This window comes from Cupriavidus sp. Met-2 (assembly GCF_049843575.1).
Lineage (GTDB): Bacteria > Pseudomonadota > Gammaproteobacteria > Burkholderiales > Burkholderiaceae > Cupriavidus > Cupriavidus metallidurans.
In genome coordinates, this window is the sequence record NZ_JBBHZL010000001.1 from 951,284 (window position 1) to 970,245 (window position 18,962).

Consider the following 18,962-nt stretch of genomic DNA (forward strand, 5'->3'; position numbering starts at 1 on the left):
GATCCGATCATGACTCGTACCAAGAAAAACCCTCCGTTGCGCGTTGGCGTGGGCGGCCCCGTCGGCTCCGGCAAGACCACGCTGCTCGAGATGCTGTGCAAGGCCATGCGCGATCGCTATGACCTGGTGGCGATCACCAACGATATCTATACGAAGGAAGACCAGCGCCTGCTGACGATCTCGGGCGCGCTGCCGGCCGAGCGGATCATGGGTGTGGAAACGGGCGGGTGTCCTCACACCGCGATCCGCGAGGACGCCTCGATCAACCTCGAGGCCGTCGATCGGATGCTGGCGAAGTTTCCCGATGCCGATGTGGTGTTCATCGAATCGGGTGGAGACAATCTGGCTGCGACGTTTAGCCCGGAGCTTTCCGACCTGACGATCTATGTGATCGACGTGGCGGGCGGCGAGAAAATCCCGCGCAAGGGCGGGCCGGGCATCACGAAGTCCGATCTGCTGGTTATCAACAAGACCGATCTTGCGCCCTATGTTGGTGCATCACTGGAGATCATGGAGAGCGACGCCCGCAAGATGCGCGGCGAGCGGCCCTTTGTGATGGGCAGTGTGAAGTCGGGGCAGGGACTTGACCAGGTGATTGCGTTCATCGAGCGGCAGGGCATGCTCGACGTGTAGCCGTGTAGCCGTGTAGCTACGCGGGCTCCTCCCCTCATCCCTTCGCGCTGCTGGCTAGGCGATCTTGCGCAATTGTTTTCGCGCGAGCGCTCTTGCCACGCCGGCCACCACATCGCGGTCAGTGTCGCTGAGTTCCGTCATATAGCGCAGCGTGGCCTGTACCGCTGGTGATATCTCCGGGTTGAATGGCGCGCGTGCCGGCTCGACCGGCGCGTCCGCGCAATGACTGGAGAAATCCAGCATCACACTCGGCGCGACACCCAGCGTGTCGGCAAGCGTGCAGATGTTGTACAGCGCAACATTGCGCGTGCCGCGTTCGATTCCGCTGAGGTACGATCGCGCGAGTCCGCTTTCGAGCGACAGCGCTTCCTGAGACCAGCCGCGCTGCTTGCGCAACCAGGTCAGATGCCGCCCGAACAGCTTGAGTGGATCCCCGGTCATAAGGTGCATTGTGGATATTAGGTCGCTACGTCGCCCGAGGCTAAAGGGTTTGACCTGTCGATCACGACAACTTATAGTTCGTCGTTCTATCGGTGCCAGATCTGCATTTCAAGGGATGCGCCCACTCAAGGGTGCGGCGCCGATCGCATGGACCGGACGGTTTCACGCCGTGCCGAAACGGGGCAGTAGCGCATTGGCGATCGGGCGGAAAGCCGCGTCGTATCGCCGTTGCGCATTCAGGGACCACTCGCGTCCCAGACTCCGTTCAGAGGGAATGTCATGCGGATTTACACGTTCTTCCATGCTCACCATCGCGGCGATCTGCCGCACCTCAAGACTACCACGACAAACGGTTTCGGTCACTGCTTATGTGTCATTCCGACAACGGCAGGGCTCGGTCACTCTTGCGATTACATCCATCTGCGTGCCGGTGATTGCTATCCGGTCACGGTAGCCGGGCACCCGGAATGGTGGGCTTGCCTGCAAGGCGGCCTGCGCGTGCTCGATGGCGATGCGGAGCGCGCGGTGCTGGCCTGCGGTGATATTCATACCCCCGAAGTGCACCAGGCGGTCGAGTTAAAGGCCGTGGTCGACAGCCTGCTGGTTCGCGCCATCCCACAAGCCGGCGAGGCCGGGCACTGCAATGCCGGTGCCGCCGAATTCATTGCGATCGATGCGGGCGAGGCCGAGTGGGCGCAGCATCTTCACGCGCGCGGGCTGGTCTGGGGTGTCTGCCATCGGGGCGTGCTCAACCTGCAATGGCGGGGCGTGGCGAGCGGCGGCGAAGTTCAATCGACCTACCTTCAACCGGGTATGGCCTTCGCGCCAGAGCCTGATGACGACTACTGTATCGATGCGATGCTGCCCGGTGCCGGGCTGCTCTGCTGCATGCAGCCGGCACCGGCACCGTCAGGCGCATACGCCCCGCAGGGCGAACGACAGGCCGCCTGACGCCAGCGTTAGCGACGCTGGTATTGCGTGGCGCCGAACAGGACCTCGCGCTCCTTGTCGCCCTGCAGCGGCTTGCGTGCGCTGGCCAGGACCTCGACGCCGCGCTTGACCGCCGGACGTTCCGCGATGTCGTTGAACCAGCGCTTCAGGTGCGGATAGTCGTCCAATTCCACGCCCTGGTTCTGCCAGCTACGCAGCCACGGGAACGTCGCGATATCGGCCACGGTGTAGGTGTCGCCTGCCAGATACTTGTGCGTCGACAACTGCTTGTCGATCACGCCGTAGAGGCGCTTGGCCTCGTTGGTGTAGCGATTGACGGCGTACTCGATCTTCTCCGGCGCGTAGATGCGGAAGTGGTGCGCCTGACCCAGCATCGGGCCGACTCCGCCCATCTGGAACATCAGCCACTGCAGCGCCTCGTACTTGCCGCGCACGTCCTCGGGCAGGAACTTGCCAGTCTTGCCCGCCAGGTACAGCAGGATCGCACCCGATTCGAACAGCGAGATCGGCTGGCCGTCCGGGCCGTCGGTGTCGACGATCGCCGGGATCTTGTTGTTCGGGCTGATCTTGAGAAAGTCCTCGCCGAACTGGTCGCCGGCGCCGATGTTGATCGGATGGACCCTGTACTCGAGGCCGCACTCCTCGAGCATGATGTGGACTTTATGGCCGTTCGGTGTGGGCCAGGTGTAGGCGTCGATCATCTGCAACTGTCTCCATGGAAGATTCGCCGGGGCATTAGAGCACGAAAGAAATAACCCTGTTGGGCATGGATGATCTGTTCGTGGGATGGTGCTTCGGTGTCCAACCCGGCAAGAAAAAAAGCCCGACAGTGACCTGTCGGGCTTTCCTGTTTCAGCGGCAGCGCATCACGAGCCGCGCGTGATCGGCATCTGGATGCTGTCCGGGTTCAGCTTCATGTGCTTGGCCAGTTCCAGCTTGGCGATCGCATTGCGGTGTACCTCGTCCGGACCATCGGCCAGACGCAGCGTGCGCTGGTGCGCCCACCAGTTGGCCAGCGGGAAGTCGCTCGACACACCCGCGGCGCCGTGCACCTGGATGGCCCAGTCGATCACGCGCAGGGCCACGTTCGGCGCCACCACCTTGATCATCGCAATCTCGGCCTTGGCAATCTTGTTGCCGACCGTGTCCATCATGTACGCGGCCTTCAGCGTCAGCAGGCGCGCCATTTCGATGTCGCAGCGGGCTTCGGCGATGCGTTCCTGCGTCACGCCCTGGCGGGCGATCTGCTTGCCGAATGCCACACGCTCCAGACTGCGCTTGCACATCAGTTCCAGCGCGCGTTCCGCCACGCCGATGCTGCGCATGCAGTGGTGGATACGGCCCGGGCCGAGGCGGCCCTGGGCGATCTCGAAGCCGCGGCCTTCGCCCAACAGGATGTTGCTGACGGGCACGCGCACATTCTTCAGTTCGATTTCCATGTGGCCGTGCGGCGCGTCGTCGTAGCCGAACACCGGCAGGAAGCGCTTGATGGTGATGCCCGGGGTATCGGCCGGCACCACGATCATCGACTGCTGTTCATGACGGCCAGCATTCGGATCGGTCTTGCCCATCACGATGTAGACCTTGCAGCGGGGATCGCCGGCGCCCGACGACCACCACTTGGTGCCGTTGATCACGTAGTGATCGCCATCGCGTTCGATGCGGCACTCGATGTTCGTGGCGTCCGACGAAGCCACGGCCGGCTCGGTCATCAGGAACGCCGAGCGGATCTCGCCGCGCAGCAGGGGTTCGAGCCACTCGTCTTTCAGTTCTTCCGAGGCGTAGCGCTCGAGCGTTTCCATGTTGCCGGTATCGGGCGCGGCGCAGTTAAACACCTCGGCCGACCAGGGCACACGGCCCATGATTTCGCACATCGGCGCGTATTCGAGGTTCGACAGCCCTTCCGGCGCGCGCTTCGAACGCGGCAGGAACAGGTTCCAGAGCCCGGCTTCACGCGCCAGCGGCTTCAGTTCCTCGATCACCTTGGTCGGAATCCACGCGTTGCCGGCCGCGCGATTGGCCTGGATCTCGGCGTAGAAGCGCTTCTCGTTGGGGTAAATGTGCTGGTCGAAGAACGCCAGCAGCCTGGCCTGCATTTCCTTGACCTTGGGCGTGTACTCGAATTGCATGAGGTCTCCTCGGTTACCTTTTGGGTGTGGTACCAGGCACGGTGTGCCGACGTTGGTTACTCTAGCGGAACCTGATCAATAAGAAAAATGAATTTTCTAGATTGGTCAGTATCAATATCCTGCATTCCGTGACAGAATGCATTCACTACAAACTGACGTCGTGTCGATCGGTTGCCGGCTGGCCCCAATGCCCGCTGCGCGATCTGGCGTGCGTCTCGTGCCAGTCAAGCATTCGCGCAGGAAGGTGCCATGCAGCTCAGCCGGATCGATCTCAATCTCTTCGTAGTATTCGACGCCATCTACAGCGAGGGGAGCATCACCGCTGCCGCGCGCCAGTTGAACCTGACGCAGCCGGCCGTGAGCCACGCGCTGGGCCGGCTGCGCACGCTGTTCGACGATCCGCTGTTCGAGCGTCGGGGGCAGGGCATGGCGCCGACGCCGCTGGCCCGTTCGTTGGCCGGGGAGGTGCGTGGGGCGTTGCAGTCCTTCGCCCGGACGCTGCAGGACACGCCGCACTTCGACCCCACCAACACCACGCGCCGGTTCACCATCGGCATGCGCGACGCGCTCGAATCCACGCTGCTGCCGCCGCTGATGGCGCGCGTGACCGCGATGGCGCCGCACGTGGAGATTGCGGCGATTCGCTTCGACCGGCGCGAGATGGAGTCCGAACTGCTGGCCGGCACGCTGGATGCCGCGATCGACATCCTGCTGCCGGTATCGCCGGCGATCCATCACGCCGCGTTCATGTCCGATCCGATGGTGGTGCTGGCGCGGCGCGATCATCCGCTGGTCAAGAAGGAACTGACGCTCGAGCGCTATCTCGCGGCCGAGCACGTGCACGTGTCCTCGCGGCGGCGAGGCGCGGGGCTGGAGGACCAGGCGCTGCATCGCATGGGCCTGACGCGGCGGGTGCGCCTGCGTTGCCAGCACTATGCAGCCGCGTGCCGGGTGGTCAGTTGCACCGATCTGCTGGCCACGCTGCCGCTGCGCTACGCGCGCATCGCCAACGAGCCCTATGCCAACCGCCTGCTGTCGCTGCCGTTCAAGGTGCCGTCGCTCGAACTGCATCTGTACTGGCACGCGGGCGGCGAGAACGACGGCGCGAACCGCTGGCTGCGCGAGCAGCTGATGACGGTGATGGAATCGCTCGGCAGTGGCATGACGGATGTCGCGTCGGCTGCCGAGTAACCCCGGGTTAACGTTGTCAGACAAACGCCGATTTCACCAGCGGGTGTGATCGCCAAGAATCGCCGGATCTTCTCGACAGGAGGGACGGCATGGCTGACACACTCATAGCGACTTCAACAGGATCTTCCGCGCAATCTGTCTCGCAGCGTGCCGCGAACCGGCACTGGCGCGGTGCGCTGGCCGGGGCGATGGTTTCCCTGCTGGCCGCATCGCTGTCAGGCTGCGGCACGGTGGACAACGAGGCGGGGACGCCCGCCGCATCGACCGACCCGGCCACGGGGACGGGGACGGTGCCGGCGTCGACCGGGGCCGTGGCGTCAGCCGGGTTGCCGCCCGCCGCCGAAGTTGCCTCGGGCTACCGCCCGGGGATGACCACGACCTATGCGCAGAAGCATATGGCCGCGGCCGCGAATCCACTGGCCACGGAGGCAGGTCGCGAGATGCTGCGTGCTGGCGGGTCGGCCATCGATGCCGCCGTGGCGATGCAGGCAGTGCTGACGCTGGTCGAGCCACAGGCTTCCGGGATCGGTGGCGGCGCCTTCATCATGTACTGGGACGGCAAGCGCGTGCAGACCTATGACGGCCGCGAAACGGCACCCGCTGGCGCCACCGAGAACCTGTTCATGCGTGCCGATGGCAAGCCGATGGAGTTCTCGGCGGGGCAGATCGGTGGGCGCTCGGTCGGCGTGCCGGGTGTATTGCGCGCGCTGGAGCTCGCGCATCGCCAGCACGGCCGCTTGCCGTGGGCACGCCTGTTCGAGCCAGCCATTGCGCTGGCCGACAAGGGCTTTCCGATCTCGCAGCGCCTCTATACGCAGGTTGCCGCAGACAAGTTTCTGACCGGCTCCCCCGAGATGAAGGCGTATTTCCTCGACGATCAGGGCAAGCCGAAGCCGGTCGGCACGCTGGTCAGGAATCCGCAGCTCGCGCAGACATTGAGGGAGATCGCCAGACACGGGCCGAACGTGTTCTACAACGGCCCCATCGCGCATGACATCGTGGCCAAGGTCAACGCTCATGCGAATCCTGGCAGCCTGTCCGTGGCCGATCTGAAGGGGTACAAGGCCAAGGAGCGCCCGCCGGTCTGCACGAACTACAAGGCCTGGAAGGTCTGCGGGATGCCGCCGCCTTCGTCGGGTGGCATCGCTATCGCGCAGATTCTCGGCAACCTCGAAGCACTCGAAAAGCGCGATCCGCGCTACGCGCTGGCAAAGCTCAAGCCGGCGCAGGTCAATACGCCGGCGGGGTTCGAGGCCAATCCGCTGGCGGTGCACGCCATCTCGGAGGCCGACCGTCTGGCCTACGCGGACCGTGGGCTCTACGTGGCCGACGCCGATTTCGTGCCGGTAGACGTGGGCGCGCTCGTGAATCCGCAATACCTGGCCGAGCGTGCCGAACTGATTGGCGAGAAGAGTATGGGCAAGGCCGAACCGGGCACGCCGCCGGGCGTCAACGTTGCCTTTGCGCCTGACCGCTCGCCACCGCGCATTTCCACGTCGCAAGTGGCGGCGGTGGATGACCGTGGTGGCGCGTTGTCGATGACCACGACGGTCGAGTCGTACTTCGGCTCGCACATCATGGTGCGCGGCTTCATGCTGAACAACCAGCTGACCGACTTCTCGTTCAACCCGACCGAGAACGGCAAGCCTGTGGCCAATCGGGTGCAGGCTGGCAAGCGGCCGCGCTCGTCGATGGCGCCGACGCTGGTGTTTGACCGCAAGAGTGGCAGGCTGGTGGCGGCGCTTGGCTCTCCGGGCGGTTCGCAGATCATCGAGTATGTCTCGAAGACGCTGGTCGGCCTGCTCGACTGGAACATGGACGTGCAGCAGGCCGTGAGCATGGCGAACTTCGGTAGCCGTAACGGCCCGACGGAAGTCGAGCGCGGGCTGGTGACGCCTCAACTGGTGCAGGCGCTCAAGGATCAGGGCCATCAGGTGGCCGAGATCGAGATGACCAGTGGCACGCAGGCGATCATGCGCAAGGCGGGCCCGAATGGTCGGCCAGTCTGGGCTGGCGGCGCTGATCCACGGCGTGAGGGCGTGGCGCTGGGCGATTGAATGCTCGCGGATTGCACCCCTCTCCCGCGCGGGCGAGGGGCCGGCGGAGAACGCTGGCGCTTCAGGTTCCTGTCATGACTGGCCAATGAAGAACGGGCGCGAATATCGCGCCCGTTCTTCATGCATGAGCCTTCGCGGCAATCAGGCGTCCAGCTTCACCCCGGCCGCCTTCACCACCTGCGCCCAGCGCTTCTCCTCCGTCCCGAACCACTTGCCGGTCTCGGCCGGCGACATGGTCACGACTTCGGCGCCTTGCCCGGCCAGTTGGGCGCGGATCTCCGGTGTGCGGATGATGCGGATCAGCTCGGCATTGATCCGCGAGACGATGGCATCCGGCATTCCGGCTGGCGCCATCACGCCTTGCCACGTTCCCGATTCGAAATTTGCCACGCCGCTCTCGGCGATGGTGGGCGTCTGGCTGACCAGGGCCATGCGCGAGCGTTTCGACACCGCCAGCAGCTTGAGTTTGCCGGCCTGCACCTGCGGCCAGGTGGCCAGCATCCCGTTCATCAGCACCTGCGCGGTGCCACCCACGGTATCGGAAATGGCCTGCGATCCGCCCTTGTAGGGTACGTATTGCCACGCCGCCCCGGTGGCCTGCTGCACGGCTACGCCGGCCAAGTGCGGCGCGCTGCCGATCGCCGTGACCGCGAAGTTCAGGGTCTGCTTGTGCGACAGGGCAACCAGTTCCTTGAGATTGCTGACCTGCACGGACGGGTGTACGACCAGAAGGTGCGGGGAGTAGGCCAGCATGGCTACGCCCTTGAGGTCCTTGTTCGGATCGAAGGTGAGTTTCGTGTAGACCGACGGGCTGATCGCCAGCGCGCCGACATCGCACAGCAGCAGCGTGTGGTTGTCCGTGCCAGCCTGCGCGACCATCGCCGCGCCGATATTGCCATTGGCGCCCGGACGGTTGTCGACCACGATCGGCTGGCCCAGTGCCTCGCCGAGCTGCTTGCTGATCAGGCGCGCGATGATGTCCGACGAGCCGCCGGCCGGGTAGGGCACCACCAGCCGGATTGGCCGGCTAGGCCACTTGTCCTCGGCCCAGGCGGAGGTGGGGGCGAGGATGCCAGCGGTACCGAGGGTGCCAAGGGCGGCCAGGCCCGAAGCCTGGCCAAGGAATTGGCGGCGAGAGGTCATGCTGTGTCTCCAGTCAACACTTATCATAAGATGTCGTACAACTAGAGCCAAGTGTAGACAGGAATCTGGCGGGGGTCTATCAGGAAAATACGGAGATGGGCGGGATTTTCGGCGTTGATACGGCTGGGCGGCAGGCTGTGTATTCAGTCGTCGGATGACTTCGGCGCTGCTTCACGCACTTGTTTTTCCCGGGCTGGCCCCTCTGTACGGAAGGAAGAGGGGCCCCGGATGCGCATCGGATCAAGTGTTACCTATGTGCTTGAACACCTGTGGCCGATGCGCAGGCCGCCATCAGGCGCCCGACTTCTGCGCGTAGGCCCAGCCCATCTCGGCCATCGGTCGGGCGCGCTTGCCGGCGTCCGTGGCCTGTGCCGACGATGCGGTGCCATCGACCACGCGCTTCATGATGCCCTGCAGGATGCCGGCGATGCGGAACATGCTGAACGCCAGATAGAAATTCCAGTCGCCCGTGATCTGGCGGCCCGTGCGCTGCTCGTACAGGCGGCGATAGGTGGCCTCGTCAGGGATGCCAAGCGCCTGGTAGTCGAGCCCGGCGATGCCGCGGAACTGGCCCGGCTGGATATGCCAGCTCATGCAGTGGTAGCCGAAGTCGGCCATCGGATGGCCCAGCGTGGACAGTTCCCAGTCCAGCACCGCCAGCACCTTGGGCTCGGTCGGGTGGAACATCAGGTTGTCCAGGCGGTAGTCGCCGTGGACGATGCTGGTCAGGTCCACATCTTCCTGCGGAATATGGTCTGGCAGCCAGGCCATCAATTGGTCCATGGCCGGGATCGACTCGGTTTCCGACAGCTTGTACTGCTTGCTCCAGCGTTCGATCTGGCGCTGGAAGTAGTTGCCCGGCTTGCCGTAGTCGGCCAGCCCGATCGCCTTGTAGTCCACCGTATGCAGCGCGGCGATGACGCGGTTCATTTCGTCATAGATCGCACCGCGTTCGGACTTGGTCATGTCCGGCAGGGACTGGTCCCACAGCACGCGGCCACCGACGAACTCCATGATGTAGAACGCGCGGCCGATCACCTCTTCGTCCTCGCACAGCGCGAACATGCGGGCCACGGGCACGTCGGTGCCGGCCAGCGCCGCCATCACGCGATACTCGCGCTCGATGGCGTGCGCGGAAGGCAGCAGTTTCGCCTTCGGCCCCGGCTTGGCACGCATGACGTAGGTCTGGCCCGGCGTGATCAGCTTGAAAGTCGGGTTCGACTGGCCGCCCTTGAACTGCTCCACGGTCAGCGGGCCCGCGAAGCCGTCGACATGCTCCCGCATCCAGGATTCGAGGGCGCCGACGTCGAAACGCTGCTGGTCGGCCACGGGGCGGGTGCCTTCAAAGTGCGATACGTTGGTGCTCATGCTGTCTCCGGGTGTCCTTATGTGTTGTGTCTTCTCGGGGGCTTAGCGGTAGTTTGGCTTGCGCTTCTCAAGGAACGCGCTGATGCCTTCTCCACCGTCCTTGTGATGCAGTGCGGCCACGAAGCTGTCGCGTTCGGCGGCCAGGTGCTCGGTCAGGGTCGCGGTGCCCGCGTGGTTGATCAGCGACTTGATGCCGCTGACCGCGTTGGGCGATTCCTTGGCCAGGTTTTCGGCGATGCGCAGCGCTTCAGTCAGGGCCTGCCCCGGGGCCGCTACGCGATTGACGATGCCGAAGTGCGCCAAGCGCGCCGGATCCACCGGTTTGCCTTCCATCATGATCTCGCTGGCAAGCTGGCGCGGCAGCATACGCGCGATCTCGTAGGAGCCGCCACCGTCAGGCGTCAGACCGACCTTGACGTAGGCCATCACGAACTTGGCATCGCTGGCGGCCACGACGAAATCGCAGGCCAGCACCAGCGAGAATCCCGCGCCGGCGGCCGGGCCCTCGACCGCCGCGATGATCGGCTTGGGGAAGGCGTGGAACGACTCGATCCACTGGTTGAGGACTTCGATGCTGTCCGCCTGCACCGAGGGTGGCTGCGAACGGTTGCCGAGCAGCCGGTTCAGATTGCCGCCGGCACAGAACACGCCATCGGCACCCGTCAGGATCACGGCGCGGATCGAATCATCGCGGGCGGCGACTTCGAGCGCTTCCGCCGAAGCGGCGTAGATGTCCGGATGCAACGCGTTACGCGCTTCGGGGTTGGAGATGGTCAGTACGAGCGTCGAGTCGACGCGTTCGGAAAGTAGTTGGGCAGTCACGACAGCCTCTTGATCTGGCGGAAATGAAAAAGGCGCCCCGTGTCTCGTCGGGGCGCCTGCGTGGGGTCAGGCTTCTTCGGTCTGCAACGACAGGCCAAGTCCGGCGCGGCGCCACAGCCACGGGCTCGGACGGTAGCGCATGTCGCCGGTCAGGCGGTTCAGGTTGCGCAGGACTTCAAGGATCAGGTCGGCGCCGATCGTATCGCCGAGTGCCAGCGGGCCCTTCGGATAGCCCAGGCCCAGGTGCACGGCCAGGTCGATGTCGGTCGGAGTGGCGATGCGTTGCTGCGCGATGTCGCTGGCGATGTTGACGATGCAGCTGATCACGCGCTGCGCGACGAATCCGGCCGAATCGCGAATCACCGTCACCGGCACGCCGTCGCTGGCGAACAGGCCGTGCGCGGCGTCGCGTGCGGCGGCGCTGGTGGCCGGCGTGGTCATCAGCGTGCGGCGCTTGGTGGCTTCGAACGGCATCAGGGTGTCGATGGCCACCACGCGCGTGGCGTCAAGGCCTTCCTCGAGTGCAGCGGAGGTTGCGTCCAGACCCAGCGGCGTCACCACGATCAGCGCGTCAGCCGGCGGCTGGTTGCCAGCCTCGACCGTGACACCCAGGGCGGTCAGTAGCTTGACGGTCATCGCATGGCCACGCGCGTTGGCGCGGCTCACCCACACGCTGGCAGGGCGCGCATCCGGCACCGGCGCGGCGGCGGGTACCTGCTTCTGGCCGTTGGGGTAGGCGTAGAAGCCCGCGCCGGTCTTGCGGCCGAGCAGGCCACCGACCGAACGCAGCGACGTGATCGGCGACGGACGGTAACGGGGCTCCTGGTAGAACTGGTTGTAGATCGACTCCATCACCGGGTGCGACACGTCAAGACCGGTCAGGTCCATCAGTTCGAACGGGCCCATGCGGAAGCCAGCCTGCTCGCGCATGATGTTGTCGATGTCGACGAACTCGGCCACGCCTTCCTGCGCAACCTTGAGCCCTTCGATGTTCATGCCGCGGCCGGCGTGATTGACGATGAAGCCGGGCATGTCCTTGCAGCGTACCGGCGTATGGCCCATGCGGCGCGACAGTTCCATCAGGCGATCGCCCACGGCCGGGTCGCCCGAGATGCCATCCACGACTTCCACCACCTTCATCAGCGGCACCGGATTGAAGAAGTGATAGCCGACCACGCGACCGGGCTTCTTCGCGCCCACGGCGATGGCCGTGATCGACAGCGACGAAGTGTTCGACGCGATCACGGCATCTTCGCGCACGACGGCTTCGAGCTTGGCCACCAGATCACGCTTGACATCGAGCCTCTCGACGATGGCTTCCAGCACCATGTCGCACGCGGCCAGGTCTTCCAGCGCGGCGCAGGCCTTCACGCGGGCCAGCGCGGCCTCGCCGTCGGCGGCGCTCATCTTGCCTTTCTCGGCCAGCTTGGTGAAGGTATCCTGCAGATACTGACGTGCTGCCGCCACGGCCTGGGCATTCGTGTCGAACAGGTTGACGGTCAGGCCAGCCTGCGCGGCGATCTGGGCGATACCGCGGCCCATGGCGCCAGTGCCGACGATGCCGAGCGTTTGGATGGTGGAATTGCTCATCGTTCGTCCAAAAAAGATGTGGTTAAATTAGCACGATCGTACGTTTTTTGCACTTGCCGCGACAGACGGGGCGCGCACGCCGCGTGCGCTGATCGGACAGAAACGGCAGTGCGGGGAACGATGAGGCGACTCCGGGTCGACTCCGACGATCTCACACTACTACGGAGAGAGACAACATGCTGAAGCTCTGCGGCTTTGCGGCCAGCAACTACTACAACAAGGTCAAGCTGGCGATGCTGGAGAAGAACCAGCCATTCGAGGAAGTGCTGGCCTGGCTGGGGCAGACCGACCTGCAGGCCTCGCCGCTCGGCAAGGTCCCCTACATCATCACCGATGCGGGCCCGTTGTGCGAGTCCGAGGTGATTGACGAGTATATCGAGGCGGCCTATCCGGGGTCGCCGCTGCTGCCGAAAGACCCTTATCAGGCTGCCAAGGTACGCGAGGTCATCACGTTTCTGGAGTTGTACCTGGAACTGACCGCGCGTGAACTCTACCCGGAAGCGTTCTTTGGCGGCAAGGTCAGCGACAGCGTCAAGGAGCGCCAGCGCAAGCTGCTCGAGCGGTACATCCCCGGCTTCGCGAAACTGGCGAAGTTCTCGCCCTACATCGCGGGGGATACCTTCACGCTGGCCGATTGCGCCGCTATCTGCCACCTGCCGCTGATCTCGTCGTGCACGAAGATCATCTACGGCGAAGACCTGCTGGCCGGACTGCCGGCCAAGGACTACCTGAAGGCGATGGCCGAACGTCCGTCCGTGCAGAAGGTCAACGCGGATCGCAAGGCGAATCTGGAACAGATGGCCGCCAGGAACAAGTAAGAAGGGGGATCACCCCACTTCCACGTTGTGGGAGTGGGGCGCGCAAACCTCCGATTCGGATCAGAGCTTTGCCAGACGATCCAGCGCCAGCTTCAGCGTCTCTTCCTTCTTCGCGAAACAGAAGCGCACGACACCCGATTCACGCGGCGTGGAGTAGAACGCCGAGACCGGAATCGCGGCAACGCCGATTTCGCGCGTGAGCCACATCGAGAAATCGGCCTCGCTCATATCGGAGATCGCCGAGTAGTCGACGCACTGGAAGTAGGTGCCGTCCGATGGCAGAAGCTTGAAGCGCGTGCCGGCCAGGCCCGCACGGAAGTAGTCGCGCTTGGCTTGGTAGAACGCGGAGAGGTTCAGGTACGGGGCCGGGTCGGCCATGTAATCCGCCAGCCCGTACTGCACCGGCGTGTTCACCGTGAACACGTTGAACTGGTGGACCTTGCGGAATTCGTTAGACAGCGCGGCCGGGGCGGCCACGAAGCCGACCTTCCAGCCCGTCACGTGATAGGTCTTGCCGAAGCTCGACACGACAAAGCTGCGTCGCGCCAGTTCGGGATGGCGAGCCACCGACTCGTGCTGCTGGCCATCGTAGACCATGTGCTCGTAGACCTCGTCGGACAGCAGCAGGATGTCGGTGCCGGCCAGCAGGTCGGCCAGTTGCTGCATGTCCTCTTCGCGCCAGATCGTGCCCGTCGGGTTGTGTGGGGTGTTGATCATGATCATGCGCGTGCGCGGCGTGATCGCGGCGGCCAGCTTGTCGAACGGAATGCGGAACAGCGGCGCTTCCAGCGTCACGGGCACGGCCGTCGCGCCGGCCAGTTCGATTGCAGGCAGATAGCTGTCGTAGCAAGGTTCCAGCACGATCACTTCGTCACCCGGATGCACGGCGCAGAGGATGGCGGTCAACAGGCCCTGCGTGGCGCCCGCGGTCACCGTGATCTCGGTATTCCAGTCGTAGGTGTGTTCGTACAGCTTCGCGATCTTGGCGGCAATGGCCTGGCGCAGTTGTGGCACACCGGCCATCGGCGGGTACTGGTTGTGACCGGTGCGCATTGCGTGCGTCACGGCGTCGACGATGCGCGGGTCGCAGTCGAAATCCGGGAAGCCCTGGCCGAGATTGACGGCGTTCTTTTCGGCCGCCAGCGCCGACATCACGGTAAAGATCGTGGTGCCCACGTTGGGCAGGCGCGACGGGGGCGGATTCAGCGGGGCGAGGTTGGATTCAGCCATGACGGAGCTTGAAAGAGTAGAAGCGGGGCAATCAGCCAGAGCGACATTCTAGCCGCGATCATCGGGCGGCACCCATGCCGCCAGCCAGCCGCCGAATGCCAGCGGCGGCAGCACTTCCACCCCGCTGGAGCGGCGCAGGCGGCTGCGGAGCTTGAGCACTGCCTTGTCCTTGGACACCAGCAGCGCCGCGCGCGAGAAATGGGCGAGTTCGATGAACTTCTGGTCGTCGGTGTCCTTGCACTTGGGCAGGCGGATCGCGTCAGCGTCTTCCTGGGTGGGCACCGGTTCTAACGTGGTGAAGCGGTCGACCTCCGCGAGCGCCGCGTCGATATCGACGGCAAAGCGGGTGAACTGGGGATAGGCCAGCACCCGGCGCAGCTCCTCGCGGCAGTCGGCGCGGATCACCGGTGCGATGGCGCCGGCCGCCAGCGCGGCCCGGATCGGTTCCACATGCGGGTCGCGGAAGACCAGCAGGTCTACCCAGATATTGGAGTCGAGGACTACCCGGGGTGCGGAAGTGACGGAGAGGGCGCCGGCATCAGGGCCGGCGCTGGAGTTGGCATCGTGGCCGGTGTGGGTGGTGTGCATTCGCTACAATCTGGTCTTTGTTTCTGCCCCCGATTTTGCCATGCTCATCGTCCTGTCTCCCGCCAAGTCCCTGGACTACGAGACACCCCCACGCGTCAAGTCCCATACGCTACCGCGTTTCATCGACCGCTCGGCCACGCTGATCGAGCGCCTGCGCAAGCTCGCCCCGCAGGATGTGGCGTCGCTGATGGATATTTCCGACAAGCTCGCGGTGCTCAATGTCACGCGTTACGCGGACTGGTCGCCCGAGTTCACGGCCGCCAACAGCAAGCAGGCCGTGCTGGCCTTCAATGGCGATGTCTACGACGGCCTCGATGCGAAGACGCTGTCGACCGACGACCTTGCCTTCGCGCAGAAGCACATCCGTATCCTGTCCGGCCTCTACGGCGTGCTCCGGCCAATGGACTGGATGCAGCCGTATCGCCTGGAAATGGGCACGCGGCTCGACAACGCCGCTGGCAAGGACCTCTACGCGTTCTGGGGCGACGACGTCACGGCGTTGATCAACAAGGACATGGCCGAGCTCAAGCACGAGGGCTCGCTGACGCTGGTGAACCTGGCGTCCGAGGAGTATTTCAAGGTAGTGCGCCCGAAGGTGCTGGCCGCGCGCGTGATCACGCCCGTGTTCGAGGACTGGAAGGGTGGCCGCTACAAGATCATCTCGTTCCACGCCAAGCGCGCGCGTGGCACGATGGCCCGCTACGCGGTCACGCATCGCGTGACGGATCCCGCGCAACTGAAGCGCTTCAACGAAGACGGCTACGCCTTCGACAAGGCCGCGTCCGACGATGCCCGTTGGGTATTCCGCCGCCGCCTGGAAGACTGAGAACCAAGGAGCTACTTCATGACCTCAGCGCTGCATATCTCCACGCTGTTCGACTCGGGTGCGATCGAAGTCGAAGCCCTCGATCGTGCCGACGACATCCGCCTGCGTATCCGCGCCGATTCGCACGCCGATTTTCGCCAGTGGTTCCACTTCCGGCTGCAGGGCGCGGCCGGGCAGGACTGCAAACTCCAGTTTCTGAACGCGGGCGAATGCACCTACCCGGACGGCTGGCGCGACTACAGCGTCGTGGCCTCCTATGACCGGGCCCACTGGTTCCGCGTGCCGACGCGCTACGACGGCACCACCATGACCGTCGACTTCAAGCCTGAACACGACAGCGTCTGGTTCGCGTATTTCGAACCGTATCCCGAGGAGCGGCACCTTTCGCTGCTGGCCTCCTGCCAGCGTTCGCCGCTGGCGAAGCTGTCGCACCTTGGCAGCACCGTCGATGGGCGCGACCTGACCTGCGTGACGCTGGGTCAGCCAGGGCCGGGCAAGAAGACGGTCTGGATGATCGCGCGCCAGCATCCGGGCGAAAGCATGGCCGAGTGGTTCTGCGAAGGCGTGCTGCAGCGCCTGACGGGCACCGGCATGTGGGCGGGTGATCCTGTGGCGCGCAAGCTGCTCGATCGCGCCGTGTTCCATATCGTGCCGAACATGAATCCGGATGGTTCGGCGCGCGGCAACCTGCGCACGAATGCCGCGGGCGCCAACCTCAATCGCGAATGGATGCAGCCGAGCCTCGAGACGAGCCCCGAGGTGTACCACGTGCGCCGGGCGATCGAAGCCACTGGTGTCGATCTGTTCTTCGACATTCATGGTGACGAGGCGCTGCCGTACAACTTCGTAGCCGGCAGCGAGATGCTTCCTGGCTTTACCGCAGCCCAGCGCGACCAGCAGTCGCGCTTCATCGAGGCGTTCAAGCGGGCCACGCCCGACTTCCAGGACGTGCACGGCTACGCTGCAAGCAAGTACAACGCGGACGCACTGAAGCTTGCCTCGAAGTACATCGGCCATACCTTCGGCTGCCTGGCCCTGACGCTGGAGATGCCGTTCAAGGACAACGCCGACCTGCCAGACCCGGTGCTGGGCTGGAACGGTGCGAAGAGCGGCCTGCTTGGTACGTCGATGCTGCAGGCGGTGCTGGAGTATCTGGGCTGACGGACGTGATCAGGGTTTGAAGCGCCAAGCGCTCCCTTTCCCGCAAGCGGGAGAGGGAGCCGGACCTGCGTCTCAGTCGCAGTCGGCGCAGGGCCTTACTGCTTCTTCTTGGTTGTCGTCTTGGAAGATGTGCTCTTAGAGGACGATGTCGATTTGGACGTCGAGCTTGCCTTGCTGGACTTCGACGACGTCGACGCCTTGGCGGTGCTCTTGCCTTTCTTCTTTTTCGAGTGCGACGTGGCCACGGCGGGTGCCGCAGCCGGTTCGCTGATCGTTTCGCCGCTGCTGTTGAGCAGTTCGTACGCGAGCATCATGCCGTTGTCGTAGCCGCAGCGGACCTTGACCGGTTGCCATTGCGGTTCCCCCGAGCGTCGGTGCGCGCTGGCAGCGAACGTCACGACAGAGCTGACGACCACGGACTGCTTGCCCGACGAGAACCGGCTTTCCCAGCGCTCCTCGGTGGCCTGATCCTGGGTGAGCGCGCCCGTGGGGATCTTCAGCGCGTCATAAGTCGCCGACCGCGGCACCACCCAGCTGGCGTGCGCGGCGCAATCGGCTACGTCGGCCGATGCATTCTCCGTCTTCATCAACTGATCGCGCATTTGGGCGCGATATTCGGCCAAGCTCACGCGGCCCCTGTCGGGCAGCGTGACCGTCGTCGTGGGCGGGCTCTTGCCGTTGGCGGTCGGGGTCTTGGCGGCCGTCGCCGAGGCTGGGCCGGGGGCTACGGGAGTGGAGGTGCTGGCAGCGGGCGAGCCGGGCTGGCCAGCCACGGCTGTGGTCTCGTCCGTCGGTGCGGTGGCGCAACCGGCGAGTGCGATCGCACCGGCCACTGCGGCAGACAGCATACGCAGCCGGCTGCCGAACAGTTCGGAAATTCGTCGGATCACGGGGTCGTCTTTGCTCGGTGAAGCAAGGAGGGGTTAGTGAAGGATTGCCATGATAGAGGAATCCCCCGCGGCAAAGTTCCTAAATGTTGTTACCCTTCATTCTAATTGCTCGCAACCGTCGCGATCCCCGTGGATTTGGGTGTGTGCGATAGCAGAGAATTGCCGAGTCACGCAACTCTGGCGAACCCCGAGGCACGCGTGCTGCGTGCCTCGGGGCAGGGCACCATTGCGGCAGCCCTTTGATCCGTCGGTCAGATCGTGCGCGCGAAGCGCAGCAGCTCGTCCATCAGCGCGTTGAGGTCGCGCTTGAGCTTGTCGAACCCGGCGCTGTGCGTCAGGCCGACTTCATCCATGTACAGCTTCCGGTTGACTTCCAGCTGCAGGCTATGGCGGTTGGCCTGGGGCTGACCTACCACGCGCACGATTTCCACGCCCTTGTAGGGATGGTTGCGCCACACGTCGTAGCCCATTTCCTTGAGTACGCTCTCCACGCGATCGGTGAAGCGCGTGTCGCAAGTCGTGCCGTCGCGGTCACCCACCACGAAATCCGGATGCTGCAGGCCCGGGTGCTCGGTCGCGTATTGCGCGGCCTCGCTCGGCATCGAGTGGCAGTTGATGTGCCACACGCGGCCGTGGCGGGCTACGGCCTGGTCGGACAGACGCTGCAACTGGGCGTAGTAGGGCAGGTAATAGTTGTCGATGCGCGCCTGCAGTTCGGCCACGCCGAGCTTGCGATCGTAGATCGGCTCGCCGGTGTCCAGCACGCGCCAGACCAGGCCCTTGCCGAGGCGCGTCTTCGAAGTTTCCTGCTTGGCGCCGGGCCACGGCGCGTCGAGCAGGGCTTCGTCGATCTCCTCGAGGCCGCGGTTGGCGTCTAGGTAGCTGCGCGGAAAGCCCGCGCAGAGCAGCGGGATACCGCGCGCGGGCGCGTCGGCGTAGAGCTCGTCCACGAACGTGTCTTCCGCCTGCCGCAGCAGCGGCAGGGGCAGGTTGCCGGCGAAGCGGAAGTCCGCCGGGTACGTGGTGCAGCTATGGGGGGAATCAAGAAAGAGCGGGCCGCACTCGCCTTCCGGCATGTGCAGGAAGTACGGGCTTTCCGCGGTCTTTCGGTCTGCTTCGGTCAT

Annotated in this window: 18 protein-coding genes; 7 read left to right on the forward strand and 11 right to left on the reverse strand. The window is 64.6% G+C overall.

What is annotated here, in order from left to right:
- Positions 1-9 precede the first annotated feature (9 nt).
- Positions 10-633, forward strand: coding sequence for an urease accessory protein UreG (ureG, locus tag WD006_RS04520; RefSeq protein WP_008643417.1), 624 nt, complete (start codon positions 10-12; stop codon positions 631-633).
- 54 nt (positions 634-687) lie between these two features.
- Here ureG and WD006_RS04525 read toward each other — a convergent pair whose 3' ends face one another.
- Positions 688-1,083: a helix-turn-helix domain-containing protein gene (locus WD006_RS04525; protein ID WP_008643418.1), complete on the reverse strand. Its 396-nt coding sequence runs from the start codon at positions 1,081-1,083 to the stop codon at positions 688-690.
- 270 nt (positions 1,084-1,353) lie between these two features.
- Here WD006_RS04525 and WD006_RS04530 point away from each other — a divergent pair, with 270 nt between their 5' ends.
- Positions 1,354-2,025, forward strand: a complete 672-nt coding sequence (locus tag WD006_RS04530; protein ID WP_029308239.1) for a hypothetical protein — start codon at positions 1,354-1,356, stop codon at positions 2,023-2,025.
- An 8-nt stretch (positions 2,026-2,033) separates the two neighbouring features.
- Here the strand turns inward: WD006_RS04530 and WD006_RS04535 are convergent, their stop codons facing one another.
- Together WD006_RS04535 and WD006_RS04540 are read right to left on the reverse strand one after the other, a co-directional pair.
- The gene (locus WD006_RS04535) at positions 2,034-2,726 is read right to left on the reverse strand and encodes a glutathione binding-like protein (protein WP_008643421.1); all 693 of its coding nucleotides are present in this window, start codon (positions 2,724-2,726) and stop codon (positions 2,034-2,036) included.
- Positions 2,727-2,891: 165 nt separating this feature from the next.
- Positions 2,892-4,154, reverse strand: coding sequence for an acyl-CoA dehydrogenase family protein (locus WD006_RS04540; RefSeq protein WP_029308238.1), 1,263 nt, complete (start codon positions 4,152-4,154; stop codon positions 2,892-2,894).
- A 249-nt stretch (positions 4,155-4,403) separates the two neighbouring features.
- On the opposite strand from WD006_RS04540, the gene WD006_RS04545 reads away from it, so the two are divergent.
- Positions 4,404-5,345 (forward strand): LysR family transcriptional regulator, encoded by a 942-nt coding sequence (locus WD006_RS04545; RefSeq protein ID WP_008643425.1) that lies wholly within the window; start codon positions 4,404-4,406, stop codon positions 5,343-5,345.
- An 89-nt stretch (positions 5,346-5,434) separates the two neighbouring features.
- Complete coding sequence (gene ggt, locus WD006_RS04550) at positions 5,435-7,402, forward strand: gamma-glutamyltransferase (protein WP_029308237.1); 1,968 nt, start codon at positions 5,435-5,437, stop codon at positions 7,400-7,402.
- A 141-nt stretch (positions 7,403-7,543) separates the two neighbouring features.
- Here the strand turns inward: ggt and WD006_RS04555 are convergent, their stop codons facing one another.
- From WD006_RS04555 to WD006_RS04570, 4 genes are all read right to left on the reverse strand, one after another.
- Complete coding sequence (locus tag WD006_RS04555; protein WP_011515775.1) at positions 7,544-8,545, reverse strand: Bug family tripartite tricarboxylate transporter substrate binding protein; 1,002 nt, start codon at positions 8,543-8,545, stop codon at positions 7,544-7,546.
- A gap of 291 nt (positions 8,546-8,836) precedes the next feature.
- A complete protein-coding gene (locus tag WD006_RS04560; RefSeq protein WP_011515776.1) occupies positions 8,837-9,913 on the reverse strand; it encodes a phosphotransferase in 1,077 nt (358 codons plus the stop codon).
- A 42-nt stretch (positions 9,914-9,955) separates the two neighbouring features.
- Positions 9,956-10,735, reverse strand: a complete 780-nt coding sequence (locus WD006_RS04565; protein WP_011515777.1) for an oxepin-CoA hydrolase, alternative type — start codon at positions 10,733-10,735, stop codon at positions 9,956-9,958.
- A 66-nt stretch (positions 10,736-10,801) separates the two neighbouring features.
- Positions 10,802-12,325, reverse strand: coding sequence for a 3-hydroxyacyl-CoA dehydrogenase (locus WD006_RS04570; RefSeq protein ID WP_029308236.1), 1,524 nt, complete (start codon positions 12,323-12,325; stop codon positions 10,802-10,804).
- A 176-nt stretch (positions 12,326-12,501) separates the two neighbouring features.
- On the opposite strand from WD006_RS04570, the gene WD006_RS04575 reads away from it, so the two are divergent.
- Entirely contained in the window at positions 12,502-13,143 is a 642-nt protein-coding gene (locus WD006_RS04575; protein WP_011515779.1) for a glutathione S-transferase, read from the forward strand.
- 60 nt (positions 13,144-13,203) lie between these two features.
- Here WD006_RS04575 and WD006_RS04580 read toward each other — a convergent pair whose 3' ends face one another.
- Positions 13,204-14,373, reverse strand: a complete 1,170-nt coding sequence (locus WD006_RS04580; RefSeq protein WP_011515780.1) for a pyridoxal phosphate-dependent aminotransferase — start codon at positions 14,371-14,373, stop codon at positions 13,204-13,206.
- 48 nt (positions 14,374-14,421) lie between these two features.
- Positions 14,422-14,961, reverse strand: coding sequence for a putative toxin-antitoxin system toxin component, PIN family (locus tag WD006_RS04585; protein WP_011515781.1), 540 nt, complete (start codon positions 14,959-14,961; stop codon positions 14,422-14,424).
- A gap of 40 nt (positions 14,962-15,001) precedes the next feature.
- Between WD006_RS04585 and yaaA the strand changes: the two genes are divergently transcribed.
- Together yaaA and WD006_RS04595 are read left to right on the forward strand one after the other, a co-directional pair.
- Complete coding sequence (gene yaaA / locus WD006_RS04590) at positions 15,002-15,787, forward strand: peroxide stress protein YaaA (RefSeq protein WP_011515782.1); 786 nt, start codon at positions 15,002-15,004, stop codon at positions 15,785-15,787.
- Between the two features lie 18 nt (positions 15,788-15,805).
- Positions 15,806-16,948 carry a M14 family metallopeptidase gene (locus WD006_RS04595; RefSeq protein ID WP_011515783.1) on the forward strand — a complete coding sequence of 381 codons (1,143 nt, stop codon included), beginning with the start codon at positions 15,806-15,808 and terminating at the stop codon, positions 16,946-16,948.
- 95 nt (positions 16,949-17,043) lie between these two features.
- On the opposite strand, the gene WD006_RS04600 is transcribed toward WD006_RS04595, so the two are convergent.
- Both WD006_RS04600 and WD006_RS04605 read right to left on the reverse strand, forming a co-directional pair.
- The gene (locus WD006_RS04600; protein ID WP_375199021.1) at positions 17,044-17,838 is read right to left on the reverse strand and encodes a BspC domain-containing protein; all 795 of its coding nucleotides are present in this window, start codon (positions 17,836-17,838) and stop codon (positions 17,044-17,046) included.
- Positions 17,839-18,089: 251 nt separating this feature from the next.
- A complete protein-coding gene (locus WD006_RS04605) occupies positions 18,090-18,962 on the reverse strand; it encodes an N-formylglutamate amidohydrolase (RefSeq protein ID WP_011515785.1) in 873 nt (290 codons plus the stop codon).

Excerpts from the sequence above, each read along its gene's own strand:
- ureG (WP_008643417.1), top strand. The coding sequence starts at position 10 with ATGACTCGTACCAAGAAAAACCCTCCGTTGCGCGTTGGCGTGGGCGGC.
- WD006_RS04525 (WP_008643418.1), bottom strand. The coding sequence starts at position 1,083 with ATGCACCTTATGACCGGGGATCCACTCAAGCTGTTCGGGCGGCATCTG.
- WD006_RS04530 (WP_029308239.1), top strand. The coding sequence starts at position 1,354 with ATGCGGATTTACACGTTCTTCCATGCTCACCATCGCGGCGATCTGCCG.
- WD006_RS04535 (WP_008643421.1), bottom strand. The coding sequence starts at position 2,726 with ATGATCGACGCCTACACCTGGCCCACACCGAACGGCCATAAAGTCCAC.
- WD006_RS04540 (WP_029308238.1), bottom strand. The coding sequence starts at position 4,154 with ATGCAATTCGAGTACACGCCCAAGGTCAAGGAAATGCAGGCCAGGCTG.
- WD006_RS04545 (WP_008643425.1), top strand. The coding sequence starts at position 4,404 with ATGCAGCTCAGCCGGATCGATCTCAATCTCTTCGTAGTATTCGACGCC.
- ggt (WP_029308237.1), top strand. The coding sequence starts at position 5,435 with ATGGCTGACACACTCATAGCGACTTCAACAGGATCTTCCGCGCAATCT.
- WD006_RS04555 (WP_011515775.1), bottom strand. The coding sequence starts at position 8,545 with ATGACCTCTCGCCGCCAATTCCTTGGCCAGGCTTCGGGCCTGGCCGCC.
- WD006_RS04560 (WP_011515776.1), bottom strand. The coding sequence starts at position 9,913 with ATGAGCACCAACGTATCGCACTTTGAAGGCACCCGCCCCGTGGCCGAC.
- WD006_RS04570 (WP_029308236.1), bottom strand. The coding sequence starts at position 12,325 with ATGAGCAATTCCACCATCCAAACGCTCGGCATCGTCGGCACTGGCGCC.
- WD006_RS04575 (WP_011515779.1), top strand. The coding sequence starts at position 12,502 with ATGCTGAAGCTCTGCGGCTTTGCGGCCAGCAACTACTACAACAAGGTC.
- WD006_RS04580 (WP_011515780.1), bottom strand. The coding sequence starts at position 14,373 with ATGGCTGAATCCAACCTCGCCCCGCTGAATCCGCCCCCGTCGCGCCTG.
- WD006_RS04585 (WP_011515781.1), bottom strand. The coding sequence starts at position 14,961 with ATGCACACCACCCACACCGGCCACGATGCCAACTCCAGCGCCGGCCCT.
- yaaA (WP_011515782.1), top strand. The coding sequence starts at position 15,002 with ATGCTCATCGTCCTGTCTCCCGCCAAGTCCCTGGACTACGAGACACCC.
- WD006_RS04595 (WP_011515783.1), top strand. The coding sequence starts at position 15,806 with ATGACCTCAGCGCTGCATATCTCCACGCTGTTCGACTCGGGTGCGATC.
- WD006_RS04605 (WP_011515785.1), bottom strand. The coding sequence starts at position 18,962 with ATGACCGAAGCAGACCGAAAGACCGCGGAAAGCCCGTACTTCCTGCAC.